This is a genomic window from Streptomyces venezuelae ATCC 10712 (genome assembly GCF_008639165.1).
GTDB lineage: Bacteria > Actinomycetota > Actinomycetes > Streptomycetales > Streptomycetaceae > Streptomyces > Streptomyces venezuelae.
Window position 1 is genome coordinate 6,035,025 of sequence record NZ_CP029197.1, and the last position, 15,561, is coordinate 6,050,585.

Sequence of the window (15,561 nt, forward strand, 5' to 3'; positions counted from 1 at the left end):
ACGCTGGCGGGGACCGCATCCGAGGTGGTACTCAGGGAGATTCGGTGCCGATCGGGGGTGCCGGTGCGCGTGGCTCTTTTCGAACGCTTACGATCCTCTCCGTGTCCAAACTGACCGACCTTCCCAAACGGATCCTGATCGGGCGGGCCCTGCGCAGCGACAAGCTCGGAGAGACTCTCCTCTCCAAGCGGATCGCGCTCCCCGTCTTCGCCTCCGACCCGCTGTCCTCGGTGGCGTACGCCCCCGGCGAGGTGCTGCTCGTTCTCTCCGTGGCCGGTCTGTCGGCCTACCACTTCAGCCCGTGGATCGCCCTCGCGGTCGTCGTCCTGATGTTCACGGTCGTCGCCTCGTACCGGCAGAACGTCCACGCGTACCCGAGCGGCGGCGGCGACTACGAGGTCGCCAACACCAACCTCGGGCCGAAGGCCGGACTCACCGTCGCGAGCGCCCTGCTCGTCGACTACGTCCTGACCGTCGCCGTGTCGATCTCCTCGGGCATCGAGAACCTCGGCTCGGCGATCCCCTTCGTGGTCGAACACAAGGTGGCCTGCGCGGTCGGCGTGATCGTGCTGCTCACCGTCATGAACCTGCGCGGCGTGAAGGAGTCGGGCTCGCTCTTCGCGATCCCGACGTACGTCTTCGTCGCCGGCGTCTTCATCATGATCGCCTGGGGCGCGTACAAGGGGATCGTCCTCGACGAGACCATGAAGGCGCCCACCGCCGACTTCGAGATCAAGGCCGAACACCAGGGCCTGGCCGGCTTCGCGCTCGTCTTCCTGCTGCTGCGCGCCTTCTCCTCCGGCTGTGCCGCGCTCACCGGCGTCGAGGCCATCTCCAACGGCGTCCCCGCCTTCCGCAAGCCGAAGTCGAAGAACGCCGCCACCACGCTCGCCCTCATGGGCGGCCTGGCCGTCACCATGTTCTGCGGCATCATCTTCCTGGCCATGGCCACCGACGTCCGGATGGCCGAGAAGCCCGCCCACGACCTGCTGCGCGACGGCGTGCCGGTCGGCGAGGGCTACGTCCAGGACCCGGTCATCTCCCAGGTCGCGGCCGCCGTCTTCGGCGACGGAACGTTCTTCTTCGTGGTCCTCGCCGCCGCCACCGCGCTCGTCCTCTTCCTGGCCGCCAACACCGCGTACAACGGCTTCCCGCTCCTCGGCTCGATCCTCGCCCAGGACCGGTACCTGCCGCGCCAGCTGCACACCCGCGGCGACCGCCTCACCTTCTCCAACGGCATCGTGCTCCTGGCCGGCGCCGCCGCCCTCCTCGTCTGGGTCTACGGAGCCGACTCGACCAAGCTGATCCAGCTGTACATCGTCGGCGTCTTCGTCTCCTTCACCCTCAGCCAGACCGGCATGGTCCGGCACTGGAACCGGCACCTGACGACCGAGCGCGACCCGGCCAAGCGCCGCCACATGATCCGCTCGCGCGCGATCAACGCCTTCGGCGCCTTCTTCACCGGCCTCGTGCTCGTCGTCGTCCTCGCCACCAAGTTCACCCACGGCGCCTGGGTCGCCCTGCTCGGCATGGTGATTTTCTACGGCACGATGACCGCGATCCGCAGGCACTACGACTCCGTCGCCGCCGAGATCGCCGCCGCCGAGGAACGCCCCGACGAGTACGTACGCCCCTCCCGGGTCCGCTCCGTCGTCCTGGTCTCCAAGCTCCACAAGCCCACGCTGCGCGCCCTGGCCTACGCCAAGCTCATGCACGCGCACGAATTGGAGGCGCTGACCGTCAACGTCGACCCGGTGGAGACGAAGGCGCTCAAGGAGGAATGGGAGCGGCGCGGCATCAACGTACCGCTCAAGATCCTCGACTCGCCGTACCGCGAGATCACCCGCCCGGTGATCGAGTACGTCAAGAACATCCGCCGCGAGAGCCCGCGCGACGCCGTCTCCGTCTACATCCCGGAGTACGTCGTCGGCCACTGGTACGAGCACCTGCTGCACAACCAGAGCGCCCTGCGCCTCAAGGGCCGGCTGCTCTTCACCCCGGGCGTCATGGTGACCTCGGTCCCCTACCAGCTCCAGTCCTCCGAGGCCGCGAAGAAGCGGGCGAGGAAGCGCCAGGAGTGGAACGCGCCCGGCTCGGTCCGCCGCGGCCCCGTGGAGAAGCGCCAGAAGGAACCCACGGCGAAGAACGGCTAGCGCCACCGCGGGCCACCGCGAAGAACAACGACAAAAGACGAACTAGACTGGTGGGCTGCCGTCCAAACGGCAGCCCACAGTCACTTCCCTTGGAGCTTCCCCACCATGCAGAACACCCCTGTTGCGTCGTTGGTCGGGGAAGAGTACGAGGTCGAGGTCGGCCCGGTGGCCCACGGCGGCCACTGCATCGCCCGCACCGAGGAGGGCCGCGTCCTCTTCGTCCGCCACGCGCTGCCCGGCGAGAAGGTCGTGGCCCGCGTCACCGAGGGCGAGGAGACCTCGCGCTTCCTGCGCGCCGACGCGGTCACCGTCCTGGACGCCTCCAAGGACCGGGTGGCGGCCCCCTGCCCCTTCGCCGGCCCGGGCAAGTGCGGCGGCTGCGACTGGCAGCACGCCAAGCCGGGCGCCCAGCGCCGGCTCAAGGGCGAGGTCATCGCCGAACAGCTCCAGCGCCTCGCCGGGCTCACCCCGGAGGAGGCCGGCTGGGACGGCACCGTCATGCCCGCCGAGGGCGACAAGCTCCCGCCCGGCGAGGTCCCGCAGTGGCGCACCCGCGTCCAGTACGCGATCGACGCCGAGGGCCACGCGGGCCTGCGCAAGCACCGCTCGCACGAGGTCGAGGTGATCGACCACTGCATGATCGCGGCGCAGGGCGTCTCGGAACTCGGCATCGAGAAGCGCACCTGGGAGAACATGGCCTCGGTCGAGGCCATCGCCGCCTCGGGCTCCGGCGACCGCCAGGTCGTCCTCACCCCCAAGCCCGGCGGCCGCCTCCCCCTGGTCGAACTGGATAAGCCGGTCTCCGTCCTCCGCGTCGACGAGAACGACGGTGGAGTCCACCGCGTCCACGGCCGCGCCTTCGTCCGCGAGCGCGCCGACGAGCGCACCTACCGCGTCGGCAACGGCGGCTTCTGGCAGGTCCACCCGAAGGCCGCCCAGACCCTCATGCTCGCCGTCATGCAGGGCCTGACCCCCCGCAAGGGCGACACCGCCCTCGACCTCTACTGCGGCGTCGGCCTCTTCGCGGGCGCGCTCGCCGACCGCGTCGGCGAGAAGGGCGCGGTCCTCGGCATCGAGTCCGGCAAGCGCGCGGTCGAGGACGCCCGCCACAACCTGGCCGCCTTCCCGCGCGTCCGCATCGAACAGGGCAAGGTCGAATCGGTCCTCCCGCGCACGGGCATCACCGAGGTCGACCTCATCGTCCTGGACCCCCCGCGCGCCGGCGCCGGCAAGCAGACCGTCCACCACCTCGCCTCCCTCGGCGCCCGCCGCATCGCCTACGTAGCCTGCGACCCGGCTGCCCTGGCCCGAGACATCTCCTACTTCGCAGAACGCGGCTACAAGGTCCGGACCCTGAGGGCGTTCGACTTGTTCCCGATGACCCATCATGTCGAGTGCGTGGCGATCCTTGAGCCCGCCGAAAAGGGCCGCTGACCTGGCGTTTCTCCGAGTGTGCGTTAGGGGCGTTACGTGCGTTAAGTGCGATATCTTGACGCATATTCGACGCACGTGACGCACGTTTGACGCACGGACGGCGAACTTCCTGACGGGTCGTCATGTGTGCTGGGTCATCGTCGGGGGAGCCTTCGGCTGTGCAGCCCGAGGCGTCCTGAACCGGCTGGGGGTGTTGGTCGCCGAGCTGTCGGCTGGTCCGCCCCATCCGCCTCTCGGTAGTGACGCTCCGTGACACTGGATGAGGTGACCGGTGTGGGGTGTGTCAGGGGCCGCGGAGACTCCAGTGACCGGAAGGCGACCTGACATCGTCGGCTCGCGGTTCGGCGATGTCGGTCAGCCGGGGCGGGGCGGTCCTCCCCTCGTCCTCACCCGGCCGCAGGACCTCGACCGAGGCGAGCAGGTTCTGGACCAGCTCATCCAGCTCCAGGCGCTTCTCCACCGCCACCCGGGTGCCGGTGCTCACCCGGGGAGGGACGAGCAGGCTGCCGCAGTCCTCGTCCGGAGTACCGAGACGGTCGCGGCCCCGATCGCCTTGGCCCCGTCGATCATCTCCTACCCCTCCCGCCCGATCAGCGGGCACAGCGCGGGCAGTGACGCGGCTTCGTCGACGGGGACGAGGTTGGCCAGGGTCTTGCTCGCCACCTGCCTGAGGCTGTCCCTCGTGACCAGTGCTTCGGCGCCGGTGCCGGCCGCGAGCGCGGAGGCGGTTCAAGTCATCCGTCGGCGCTGGACCACCACCTGGAGCCGCCCCTCGCCCGCGAGCTGCCTCTGCCCCTTGCCGAGGGCTATGAGGTGCAGGATCCCCGGCGGCTGGAACTCGTTCAGCCGCCGGGCATGGGCGTTACGCCTTGTAGACGGGCGCCGGGTTCGTATAGGGCGCTCCGCTGAATTGTACGAAGTCGCAGGCCGGGCCTCGGCGCACGGCACGGTGTGCGGTGACGGGGGAGTCGTGGCCGCCGGACAGCAGCACCAGTGCCCGGTCGCTGGAGGCGACTGGCAGACCGACACGTAGGTTTCCCCGCTGTGCGCACCTCCGAGGGAAGGGGACGCGTCCGCGGGAGGCGACCCGGCGTCGGGAAACGGCCCCGCCCGCGGTCCGGGCCGGGTTCGGCGGCCTGGATCGCGGGCGGGGTGGGACCCGCGGGGGAGCGGGTTCCTGTGCGAGGAGGTCTTACGGGCGGACGGGCGCCACGCGCGGCTTCGGGTTGGTGCTCGCGGTCTTGTTCAGCGAGAACGACCAGCCCTCGAAGCTGCCCAGAGCCGGCTTGCGGGCCGAGGCGCCGGACGTGCTGTAGGTCCAATTGCCGCCGTTGGGGGCATGCCAGTAGGACCAGTAGGCGGAAGCAGGGGGAGTGTTCACACAGGACTCGGTGGCGGCGGTGGGCTTGCCCTCGATGCGGCAGACGAAGGCCTTGCCCCAGCGCTGGGTCCCGGTGACGTCGAATCCGGCGTTCTCCAGCGCGGCGAGGCCGGTGGCCTGGTCGCCGGGCGCGCAGCGGACGATGGTGCCGCCGCCGAGCTCCTGGAAGTCGACGACCACGGTCACGCCGTTGCTGTTCGGGCAGTAGCCGGCCGTCCCCTTGCCGTTCAGGGCGGTGGCCTCGGGGGCGGACGCCAGGCCGAGGCCCGTCAGGCCCAGGACCAGCGCGAGGGACAGCACAGCGGCGCGCAGTGCGCGCATCGCGTGGCCGTAGGGGGATCTGGTCATGCGTGTCGTTCCTTCTGTTCGAGGCCGCGCGTAGGAGTCGCGGCCGAGTGCGGGCGCGGCGCTCGGGCGGCGGGCCCGGCGGTCGAGCCGAGTCAGGCCGTGCCGAGGGCCAGGGCGGGCTGCTCCGGGCGCATGCCGGGCCGTACGGGTGGGGTGGTGCTCATGCACGCGGCCTCTCGCTGCGGCGCCTGGCGGTGCGAACCGCGGCGTAGCCGGCCGCGGCGAGTCCCGCCGCCACGCCGGCGAGTGCCGGGGCGCTGGTGCCGGTGGCGGCCAGCACGCCGCCGCTGCCGCCCTGAGGGGTGGCAGTGTTCGGGTTCGCGGCTGCGGTGGGCGTCGGACCGCGGGTGCCGTCGGACGACGCGGTCGCACCGGGATCGTCCGACGGGTAGTCGGTCGGGTCGTCCGACGGGGTACCGGTGGGGTCTGCGGTCGGGTCGCCGGTCGGGGTGTCGCTGGGGTCCTGCGACGGGGTACCGGTGGGGTCTGCGGTCGGGTCGCCGGTCGGGGTGTCGCTGGGGTCGTCCGACGGGGTACCGGTGGGGTCGCCGGTCGGGTCCGGGCCGGGGTCAGGCTCGGTCAGGCCGATCCTCCCCAGAGGGACCTGCGCGAGCGCGAGCACGGCCTGCGGTGTGGCGCGGCGCCACTGGTCGCGGAACTCGCCGATGCCGCCGGCCTTCGCGTCGGCCAGCGCCGCGTCGTTGTACGCGATGGCGCCGCTCTCCGCCGCCGCGGCCCCTCCGCCGGACGCGCTGATCTGCCGGGCCTCGACCCAGTCGGCCGCCTTGTCGGCCTCGACCTGGTGCCCCGTCGCCGCGAGAGCCTGGCCGCCGAGGCCCGTGCTGTTGGCGTTCGCGAGGGCGGTAGGCCCGGATCCGGTCAGCGCGCCGTCGGTGTCCTGGGTCTTGGCCAGCCAGTCACCACCCTTCCCGGCGGCCTCGGCGGCACCCACCGCACCGTCCTCGGCCGCGGCCAGCAGCGCCTGCACGGCCATGGCCGTGGAGTCCGGGTCCAGTACCACGGTCGCCCCCTGGGCGTCGCAGTCTCCGGTCACGGTGGTGTCGCCGCTGTCGAGGTCGAACGGGAAGAGGCGGAAGCCGCCCGCCGCGCACTGCTGGTCGATGAGGAAGTCGACGGCGCTCTGCGGCACGTCACCGCTGCGCGCGAGTCCGAGCACGGCCAGGGACTGACCGAAGGTGTTGCTGTCGTCGCGGCCCCCGACGACCTTGTCCTTCACCCGACCCTCCTCCAGTCCCGCGGAGGGTCCGGCGATCAGGTCGAGTGTTTCCTGTCGCAGGTCGTACGCACCGAACTTGGCGGGGTCCTCCCCCGCGACCACGGCCGCGTAGAGGAGCTTGGCGGTGGCGCCGGCCACCCGCTGGCCGGGCTCGCCCCAGGCGTCGAAGCTGTTGTAGTCGCGGACGTGTGCCTTCAGCGTGTCCACGACCTTGTCGGCCGACGCCCCGTCCGTGCCGGTCGCCTTCAGGGCGATGAGGGTGTCGATCGTCAGGCCCCAGTCGTACATGCCAGGGGCGAAGCCGGGTATCGCGCCGTTGTCGAGCTCACCGGCCTGCCATCGGGCGGCGGCCACGGCGGGGTCGTGTCGCGGCGCGGCGGCGGCGCTGGGGCTGAGGGCGACCAGGCCCGCGGCGAGTACGCAGCCGCTGGCCGCCAGCGCGGCGACGAGCTTGACCTGTGGTCTGACGCCGAGCATGGCGCAGATCCCTTCGACAAGGGGCCGCAGCATGTTCCCCGGAACGCCGACGACATGAGAAGAGCCCTGGAGGGTGCCCGTGGGACGAACACACCAGGGCCCGGGAAGCGGTGACCGGGCTCCACGCTGCAGACCATGACAGTGAGAAGCAGTACACGGACGCGAGAGAGTGATCCGGCTCGCGGCAAGGAGTACTCCACCGCTCACGGTTGCAGGTCAGCGCCGGACTCGCACCGGCTTCTCTCCCTCGCGTACGCATTCAGTTGTGCGTCCGCCATCAAGCGGAACGGCCGAATCCTATGCAAGTGAAAGCAATTTCGGCCACCCTGATACATGCGGTACACGCCACATTGCGCTCGCGACAACGCAGTTCACTGCGTCGGACACCGCCTCAGGCACCGGCGTCCCGCACGGGAGGACACGGGCGGCCCGGACATGGAAGGTCCGGGCCGCCCTGGGAACGCCGAACGTCAGAAGGAAGTCCAGGTGAAGGCGACCTGGTCGCCGTTCTCTATCTCGAACTGGCAGCCGCCGACCGGGGTCGGGGTGCCGTTCACCGAGATGCTCCAGTACGCCGAGCCGCCTCCGTTCACGCCCTTGACGGTGTCGACGGAGAAGTCGTCGAAGGAGGCGTACCAGGTGCCGTCCCAGGTGAAGCCGTTCCGCTTGGCCGCGTGGTCGAGGGCGGCCGTCGGGGTCGGGACCTTCGTGGCGTGCGCGCTGCCGTTGGTGCCGTCGCACTTGTGGGTGCCGCCGGTGGCGGTGGTGACGTCGTGGCCCCAGGTGAAGATCTTCTTCTGGAAGAGCAGGCCGTCCGGGCCCTGGACGGTGACGGTGACTCTCACCGGCGCGTTCGTGAACGTGGCCGTGGTCTCGGCCTGTGCGACGGCGGGTGCGGTGGTCAGGGCGAGACCGAGCGCGGCGGTGGTGACGGCGGCGCGGCGGAGCAGGGTGGTGCGCATGAGGTTCCTTTCGGTAAGGAATGCGTGGTCGGTGCGTGGTTCATCCGGCGGTGCCGTCCGGGCTCGTGTCCCGGCCCGCGAAGCGGATCGGGGCCTGGAAGCGGGCTTTGCGGGCGGCGCGGCGGAAGACGGTGAGGACGGCGGGGCCGGCCAGGGTGATGGCGACGAGGTTGGTGACGGCGCGGCCGGTGTCCCAGCCGAGCGAGGTCGCCAGGTCGAAGGCGAGGTACCGCTGGAACTGCTCGGTGAACGGGAGTCCGGGCAGGTAGGCGATGGAGCTGTTCGGGTCGAGCGAGAACGGCCAGAAGGAGAGGTTGAGCAGGAAGCCGAACAGGTACCCGGAGAGCGAGCCGTACACCGCGAGGAGGGCGACCTCCCGGCGGCCGGTGGCCTTTGGGAGGAAGCCGGCGAGCATGCCCACGAAGGCGCAGCCGAACATCTGGTACGGCATCCAGGGGCCGACACCGCCGGTGATGAGCGCCGAGGCGAACAGGGAGGTGCACCCTAGGGTGAACCCGAAGCCCGGCCCGTACACGCGGCCCGCCAGGACGAGGATGAAGAAGACCGTCTCGATGCCGGCGGTGCCCGCCCCTAGGGGACGGATCGCGGCGTTGACCGCGGACAGCACGCCCAGCATGGCCAGCGCCTTGGAGTTGATGCCGCCTTCGGCGATCTCCGAGATGACGACGGAGAGCACGATGACGAGGAGCACGCCGAAGATCAGGGGCGGGGCGTAGTTCGAGCCGAACTTTCCCGGTGCGACGAGGAACGGCCAGAAGAACGCGACGACGCCGAGGCAGGCCGCCATGGCGATCACGATCCCGGCTCGTGGGCGGATGCGGATGGCGGCGGGGGAGGTGCTCACGCGCTCGGGTCCGTTCCGTCGGAGTCGAGGACCGAGGCCAGTTGGTCCACGGCGAGGTAGGGCAAGGGGGCGAGGATCTTCGCCGTCTGCGGGGCGAAGACGGGGGAGGCCACGATGACTTCGGCGGTGGGGCCGTCCGCGACGATGTCCCCCTCGGCCATGACGACGACCCGGTCGGCGGCGCGGGCGACGAACTCCACGTCGTGGGTGGAGATGACGACGGTGCGGCCTTCTGCCGCGAGACCGTCGACGATTGTGGTCAGTTCGGCTTTGGCCCGGTAGTCGAGCCCGCGGGTGGGCTCGTCGAGGAGGACGACCCGTGGGGCTGCGGCGAGCTGGATGGCCAGGACGAGGGCGAGTTTCTGGCCCTCGGACAGATCGCGGGGGTGGGTGGTGTCGGCGATGCCGGGAGCGAGCCGGTCCAGCAGGGTGCGCGCCGGGATTCCGTCGGCCGCCACGCCGGACTCGGCGTCGGCCTGGTCGAGTTCCTGCTTGACGCTCTCCAGGTAGAGGAGATCGGTGGGAGTCTGCGGCACCAGACCGACGAGGCGGCGGGCCTCGGTCGCCGAGACCTTCCGGGGGTCCGGGGCCTTCGGATCGCCGGGCTGCCCGACAGAGACCGAACCGGCCTTGCGGGGTCCGGAGCCCTGGAGCGCCCAGAGCAGGGAGGACTTGCCGGAGCCGTTGCGGCCCATCAGCGCGGTGATCTCCCCGCTGCGGAGGTCGAGGTCGACCTCGCGGACGGCGGGCACGCCCTGGTACGTCACCGTGATGCCGCGCGCGGTCAGCAGCCGCGGACGGTCCGCGTCGGGCGCCGGGCGGACCGCCGGGGGCACGACGCCGCTCAGCCGGGTCCGCAGGGGCGCCGCGGCCCGCCGCGCGTCGCGGATCGACAGGGGCAGCGGGGACCAGCCTGCGGTGCGTCCGAGTTCGACGATGGGCGGGGCGATGGACGACGTACGGAAGATCTCGGCGGGCGGGCCGGACACGACGCGCCCGTCGCCCGGGAGGTGGATGACGCGGTCGGCGTACTGGACGACGCGCTCCAGACGGTGCTCGGCGAGCAGGACGGTGACGCCCAGGTCGTGGACGAGCCGGGTGACGGCGGCCAGGACCTCTTCGGCGGCCGTCGGGTCGAGCGCGGAGGTGGGCTCGTCGAGGACAAGGACGCGGGGGTGTGCGGTGAGGACGGAGCCGATGGCGACGCGCTGCTGCTGTCCGCCGGAGAGTTCGTGGAGGGCCCGGTGGCGGAGGTCGGCGAGGCCGAGGAGGTCGAGGGTCTCCTCGACGCGCTTGCGCATGGTGGCGGGTGGGACCGCCAACTGTTCCATGGCGTAGGCGAGTTCCTCCTCGACGGTGTCGGTGACGAAGCCGTCGAGGGGGTCCTGGCCCACGACGCCCACGACGTCGGCGAGTTCGCGCGGAGGGTGGTCGGCGGTGTCCCGGCCGTCGACGGTGACCCGGCCGTGGAGGGTGCCGCCGGTGAAGTGGGGGACGAGGCCGTTGACGGCGCCGAGGAGGGTCGACTTTCCGACGCCGGTGTGGCCGACGACGAGACAGAGTTCGCCCTCCTCCACCGTCAGGTTCACGTCGCGCAGGACGGGCTCGGCCGTGTCCTCGTAGTGGACGGTGACCTGGTCGAAGGTGATCACGTGACTTCCTCGGTGCGCTGCGCGGGGACGGCCGGACGGACCGGCGGGGTGGGAGGCGGGGCCAGGAATCCGGCGGCCCCGGCGAGGAGGATCGCGGCGGCCGGAACCAGTGGGAGCGTGGGCCAGCTGAGTGGGTAGATGGAGGGGTTGAGTTCCGCGGCGTTGAAGCCCGCGTTGCTGAACAGGAGTACGGCGGACAGGACGCCGCAGCCTGCGACGGCCCACTCGGCGGCCCGCCAGGGGTCCGGCCGGTAGGTGGTCCGGGTGATCCGCCGCCCGCCGAGGCGGAGCCCCGCCACGCACAGGACCCCGCCGGCCGCCAGCGCCGGGAAGCCGAGGAGCACGGGCGCGGTGGCGTCGAGGAGTCCGTACGCTCCCGCGCACAGGCCGCACATGCCGAGCAGCATCAGCGCGCCCGTTGCCCGGCGCGAACGCCGGGTGGCCGTGCCGGCCCGGCCGTAGCCGCGGGAGTCCATGGCCGCGGCGAGGCGCAGGGAGCGTTCCAGCGCGTCTTCGAGGACGGGGACGATGATGCCGCGCAACGCGCGCAGCCCCTTCGACCGTCCAGCGCGCAGGCGCCGGGCCCGGTGGACGCGCTGGACGCTCTGCACGAGTTGGGGTGCCACGCTGATGGAGACGGTGACGGCGACGCCGAGTTCGTACAGGGCGCCGGGCAGGACGCGGAGCGCCCGCTTGGGGTTGGCGAGGGTGTTGGCGGCGCCGATGCAGCAGAGCATGCACGCCAGGCGGAGCCCGTCGGTGGCCGCGGAGAGCAGTGCTTCCAGGGAGACCGGCCCGCCGATCTGGATGCCGGCGTACCAGTCCGGAGTCGGCAGGTGGGGAAGGGAGAAGAGGAAGTGGTCGTGGGGTGTGATGCCGGTGGCGAAGACCGCGCGGAACACCACCCGGATCGCGACGACGGTGAGCGCGAGATAGAGGTAGTACTTGAAGCCGCGCGCCCAGGGGGCCTCGGTGCGGCGCATGGTGATGACGTAGCCGAGGACCGCCAGGACCAGGAAGAGCAGCAGCGGGTTGTTGGTGCGGCTGACCGCCGTGGCGAGCGCCAGGGCCCAGATCCACCAGGCGACGGGATGGAGGGTGCGGGGCAGCCGGCGGCCGCCCGCGTCCGGCGCGAGGCCGGACGCGGACGGCTGAGCGGTCGCCGCATCGGTGCGGGACACGCGGCTACTCCGTACGACGGCGGCGCTTGGCCGCGAACACGGCGGCGGCGCCGATCAGCAGACCCAGGACACCGGTGACGACGGCGGGAATCCACGAGCCGGTGTCGTGGGCTGCGTCCGCGGCCGGAGCAGCGTCGACCACCTTGGGGCCCGTGGCTGCCATCGTCGGAGAGTCCGTCGTCGCCGACGGAGGGGCGGACGGGGTCGGGGAGGCGGTCTTCGACGGCCTCGGCGAAGGGCTCTTCGACGGGGTCGGGCTAGCCGTGCCCGAGCGGGAGGGCGGAGGAGTGGATGGAGTGGTCGGGTCGGCCGGTGGCGGGTTCTCCGGGGCGGGCCCGGTGTCGACGTTCGGTGGCAGCGGGGCCGCGGTCCGGGTGTCGCGGGGCACGGGCTTGCTGCCGCCGGTCGGTTTCGTGTTCTTGGCGCGCAGCTGGTCGGGGGTGACGGTGGGGCGCCCTTCCGTTCCCTCGATGTTGGTTCCGCCGAAGATCCACAGGTCGACGCTGCCGGGCCGGGGCTTGTAGAGCATGGCGCCGAGCTGGCTGTAGGTCCAGGTGTTCTGGCCCGGGTCGGCGTGCCAGTACGACCAGTAGGCGGAGGCGGGCGGGGTGAGGACGCAGTCGTCCTGCTGGGGCGTCGGGTACTGCTTGCCTCCCTGGTGGCCGCTGTAGCCGATGCGGCAGATGAAGGCGGGGCCGTCGTGGCCGGTGCCGGTGGTGCGCCAGCCGCCTTGGTTGAGGAGTTCGTATCCGGTGGTGGGCGTCGTGCCGCAGGAGCGGTAGATCGGCCCGCCCCAGTGGCTGAAGTCGACGGCGAGCACGGCTCCGGACGAGGTGGTGCACTGCCCCATCGGCTGTGGGGCGGCCCCGGCCGGGGCCGTGGTGCCGGCGAAGGCCGCCACGGTGAGCCCCAGCGCGGCCGTCGTACGGGCGAGGGCGCGGGCGCCCTGCCGGGCGGTCATGCCTGACCGCCGTCGGTCTCACGGCGCCTCCGGGCGGCATGGGTCGCGCCCCAGCCGGTGAGGACGAGGAGGGCGGCCGCGATGGCGAGGCCGGTGACCTGGGAGCCGGTCGCGGCGAGGCTACCGCCGCTTCCCGTGCCGCTTCCCTGGCCTCCGGCGGAACCGGAGCCAGTGCCGTCCTCGCCCGGGGTGATGATCACGGGTGTCGAGGTGCCCGGCTGACCGGTGATGCTCGGGACGGGTTCCGGGGTGGTGCCGCTCATGTCCCGGGTCAGGACGCCGAAGGAGATGCCGGTGGCGCCGCCGACCGCCTGGGTGGAGGCGCGGACGTCCGATCCCGGCTGGCCGCCCTTGGTGACGTTGAATCCGCCGTCCTTGTTCTGCTGCGAGGCGAGGAACTTGCGGGCCTTCGCGATCTCGGCCCGGTACTTCTCGGCGTCCAGCGACAGGCCCTGGACGGCGAGCGCCGCCGAGTTCACGGAGTTACCGGAGGCACCGGGGAATCCGCCGTCGGGCAGCTGCTGGTCGGCCAGCCAGACGAGCGCCCGGTCCACGGACGCCCGGGAGTCGGCGTCGGGCAACAGGTCCAGGGTCATGGCGGCCATCGCGGTCGAGTCGACCTCGATGTCGCTCGGCTCGCCGATGAGGCTGGGCCAGGCGCCGGATTCCGGGTCGCGCAGGCTCTTCAGGTAGGTGACCGGCTGGGCCGCGGCGGCCGTCTCGCCCGCCCGGACCTGGGCGATGATGCCGAGGGACTGGGAGAAGACCGAGTTCGCGTACGTGTAGTTGCCCTTGCCCGCGCACTTGCGGGGCTCGGCCGGGGTCGCCGCCGCGCAGGTGCCCTGGGCGAGCGCGGCGATCAGGTTCTTCCCACCGAAGTTCCGGGGGTCGCGGCCCACGGTCTCGGCGAGCACCGCGGTCTTGCCGATGAAGCCGCCGCCCGCGTACTTCGTACCGATCTTCGTCCAGTCGTGGACGCCGCGGTTCGAGGCGTCCCTGCCGCCCTTGTCGAGGAAGTCGACGATGTTGCGCAGGGTGGCGTTGTCGTGGCCGGTGGCGGCCAGCGCGTAGGCGCCGTCGATGGTCATGCCGTAGTCCGCGAAGCGGGGGCTGCCCTCGTAGTACCGGCCCTGGATCAGCCGCTTGTGGTCGGCGAGGTACGCCGAGCCCTTCTTCAGGTCCGGTCCCTCACCGGCCGGGGGAGCGGTGGGCCCGGTCGTGGGAGGCGTGGTGGGCGGGGTGGTGGGAGGCGTCGTCGGGGGCGTGGTCGGCGGGACGGGCTCCTTCGTCGTGAGCGTGACCAGGTCGCTCTTCGCGCCGGCGATGACGGCCGCGGTGGTGGCGTACAGGAGCGGGTCCGGGGTGCCCTCCTCGAAGGCGAAGCCGCCGCCGGGGAGCTGCTGGCGGGAGAGCCAGGAGACCGCCGCGTTCGCGTGGCCGCGGTCGCCCAGGGCACGCAGGGTCTGGGCGACCCAGCCGGTGGCGTACGCGCTGCCCGGGACGCTGTACGAGGCGGCCGGCCAGGCACCCGTCTTGAACTGGGCCTTCTTGAGGGAGGAGCGGGCCTTGGTGACCACCGGGGTGTGGCCGCCGGCGCGCTGGAGGGCGAGGGCGACGAGTGCGGTGGTCGGCGCCTCGCTCTCGCATACCTGGCCGTCCAGGAGGAGGAAGCTGGGGAACCCGCCGTCGTCGCACTGGAGTTGGGCCAGCCGCGTCACCGACTCGGCCGGCGGGGTGACGCCGCCGTTCAGCAGCGCGATGACGGCCAGGGTCTGGCCCTCGGTCTGTCCGGTCGTACGGAAGTCGCCCTTGGTCGCGCAGCCGGGGACGGGCTGGGGTGCGTCGGAGCCGCTGGTGCAGACATTCGCCAGGAGATCGCCGAGGAGGTCGTGGCCGCCGAAGTTCCGGGGGTCCTTTCCGGTGGCCTCGGCGACGAGGGCGAGGCGGGCGGCGGCGGTGGCGTCCGGCGCCTCGTCCTTGCCGGCCGGGTAGGCGTACGCGTCGGTGTGCTCGGGACGGCCGAGGAAGGCCGCGATCCGGCGGGCGGTGGGGTGCTCGCTGTCGGTGGCCGCCAGGGCGTAGGCGACGTCGGTGGTGGCGAGGTAGTTGGGCGTCGTGTCGCCGTCGTTGACGACGCGCTGCCCGTTGGTCAGCCGCTCGGTGAGCCAGCGGGTCGCGGCGGGCAGATCGATCGTGCCCGGGGGCACGTTCGGGGCGGGCGGGTCGCCGGGGGCCGGCGGGTCGCCGCCGTCCGCGCGGACGTCGTCGGGTGTGAACGAGGGCCTGCCCTTGGTGCCGCCGATATCCGTGCCGCCGAAGACCCAGGCGTCCACATCGCCCGGCTTGAGCGTGCGGGACATGGCGCCCAGCGGGCTGTACGTCCACTTCCTCTGGCCGGGGGAGGCGATCCAGTACGACCAGTAGGCGGTGGCCTGCGGGGTGAGGACGCAGTCCTCCTGGGCCGGAGTGGGGTACTGCTTCCCGGCGTTGAAGGAGCGGTTGCCGATACGGCAGATGAAGGCGGGGCCGTCGTGGCCGGTGCCCTCGGTGGTGAACCCGCCCGCGTGCAGCAGGTCGTAGCCGGTGGTGGGGGTGGTGTCGCAGCCTCGGACGACCGGGCCGCCCCACTTGCCGAAGTCCACCGCGACGATGGCGCCCTTGGTGCGCGTGCACTTCGCGATCGGATCGGCCTGGGCCGGCGGGGCCGCCATGACGAGCGCCATCGCCGCGCCGATCGCCAGAACGGCGGCGGTCACGAGCGACAGCAACCGCTGCCCCGCTCTCCCCTGCCGTATCGCCTGCTGTTCGGTCCCCACCGCGGCCCTCGTCTCTGCCGGGCGGTGGAGTGCGTGGCGATGCGCCCCACACGGCGGCTGGTGCCATGGAGGGCGGGGACGACCACGCCGTAGT

Annotated in this window: 13 protein-coding genes; 2 read left to right on the top strand and 11 right to left on the bottom strand. The window is 72.0% G+C overall.

Annotated elements, in window-relative coordinates:
• The first annotated feature begins 101 nt into the window (after window positions 1–101).
• Both DEJ43_RS27875 and DEJ43_RS27880 read left to right on the top strand, forming a co-directional pair.
• A complete protein-coding gene (locus DEJ43_RS27875; RefSeq protein ID WP_041662978.1) occupies window positions 102–2,153 on the top strand; it encodes an APC family permease in 2,052 nt (683 codons plus the stop codon).
• Between the two features lie 105 nt (window positions 2,154–2,258).
• Window positions 2,259–3,587, top strand: a complete 1,329-nt coding sequence (locus tag DEJ43_RS27880) for a class I SAM-dependent RNA methyltransferase (RefSeq protein ID WP_015036733.1) — start codon at window positions 2,259–2,261, stop codon at window positions 3,585–3,587.
• A 283-nt stretch (window positions 3,588–3,870) separates the two neighbouring features.
• On the opposite strand, the gene DEJ43_RS38855 is transcribed toward DEJ43_RS27880, so the two are convergent.
• From DEJ43_RS38855 to DEJ43_RS37850, 11 genes are all read right to left on the bottom strand, one after another.
• The gene (locus tag DEJ43_RS38855) at window positions 3,871–4,071 is read right to left on the bottom strand and encodes a hypothetical protein (protein ID WP_015036734.1); all 201 of its coding nucleotides are present in this window, start codon (window positions 4,069–4,071) and stop codon (window positions 3,871–3,873) included.
• Between the two features lie 89 nt (window positions 4,072–4,160).
• Entirely contained in the window at window positions 4,161–4,277 is a 117-nt protein-coding gene (locus tag DEJ43_RS38860) for a hypothetical protein (protein ID WP_459170942.1), read from the bottom strand.
• Window positions 4,278–4,449: 172 nt separating this feature from the next.
• Complete coding sequence (locus DEJ43_RS38865) at window positions 4,450–4,578, bottom strand: adenine nucleotide alpha hydrolase family protein (RefSeq protein ID WP_459170939.1); 129 nt, start codon at window positions 4,576–4,578, stop codon at window positions 4,450–4,452.
• A 201-nt stretch (window positions 4,579–4,779) separates the two neighbouring features.
• A complete protein-coding gene (locus tag DEJ43_RS27890) occupies window positions 4,780–5,316 on the bottom strand; it encodes a hypothetical protein (RefSeq protein ID WP_015036737.1) in 537 nt (178 codons plus the stop codon).
• Window positions 5,317–5,476: 160 nt separating this feature from the next.
• The gene (locus DEJ43_RS27895) at window positions 5,477–7,030 is read right to left on the bottom strand and encodes a prenyltransferase/squalene oxidase repeat-containing protein (RefSeq protein WP_015036738.1); all 1,554 of its coding nucleotides are present in this window, start codon (window positions 7,028–7,030) and stop codon (window positions 5,477–5,479) included.
• Between the two features lie 470 nt (window positions 7,031–7,500).
• Window positions 7,501–7,992 (bottom strand): DUF4430 domain-containing protein, encoded by a 492-nt coding sequence (locus tag DEJ43_RS27900; RefSeq protein ID WP_015036739.1) that lies wholly within the window; start codon window positions 7,990–7,992, stop codon window positions 7,501–7,503.
• 40 nt (window positions 7,993–8,032) lie between these two features.
• Window positions 8,033–8,857, bottom strand: a complete 825-nt coding sequence (locus DEJ43_RS27905) for an ECF transporter S component (RefSeq protein WP_015036740.1) — start codon at window positions 8,855–8,857, stop codon at window positions 8,033–8,035.
• On the bottom strand, window positions 8,854–10,509 hold the full coding sequence (locus DEJ43_RS27910; RefSeq protein ID WP_015036741.1) for an ABC transporter ATP-binding protein: 1,656 nt from the start codon (window positions 10,507–10,509) through the stop codon (window positions 8,854–8,856). Before DEJ43_RS27910 ends, DEJ43_RS27905 begins: the two co-directional genes overlap by 4 nt.
• A complete protein-coding gene (locus tag DEJ43_RS27915; RefSeq protein WP_015036742.1) occupies window positions 10,506–11,690 on the bottom strand; it encodes an energy-coupling factor transporter transmembrane component T in 1,185 nt (394 codons plus the stop codon). The genes DEJ43_RS27910 and DEJ43_RS27915 overlap by 4 nt, the downstream gene beginning before the upstream one ends.
• 4 nt (window positions 11,691–11,694) lie before the next feature.
• Window positions 11,695–12,651 carry a hypothetical protein gene (locus DEJ43_RS27920; RefSeq protein ID WP_015036743.1) on the bottom strand — a complete coding sequence of 319 codons (957 nt, stop codon included), beginning with the start codon at window positions 12,649–12,651 and terminating at the stop codon, window positions 11,695–11,697.
• The gene (locus DEJ43_RS37850) at window positions 12,648–15,467 is read right to left on the bottom strand and encodes a prenyltransferase/squalene oxidase repeat-containing protein (RefSeq protein ID WP_015036744.1); all 2,820 of its coding nucleotides are present in this window, start codon (window positions 15,465–15,467) and stop codon (window positions 12,648–12,650) included. The genes DEJ43_RS27920 and DEJ43_RS37850 overlap by 4 nt, the downstream gene beginning before the upstream one ends.
• Window positions 15,468–15,561 lie beyond the last annotated feature (94 nt).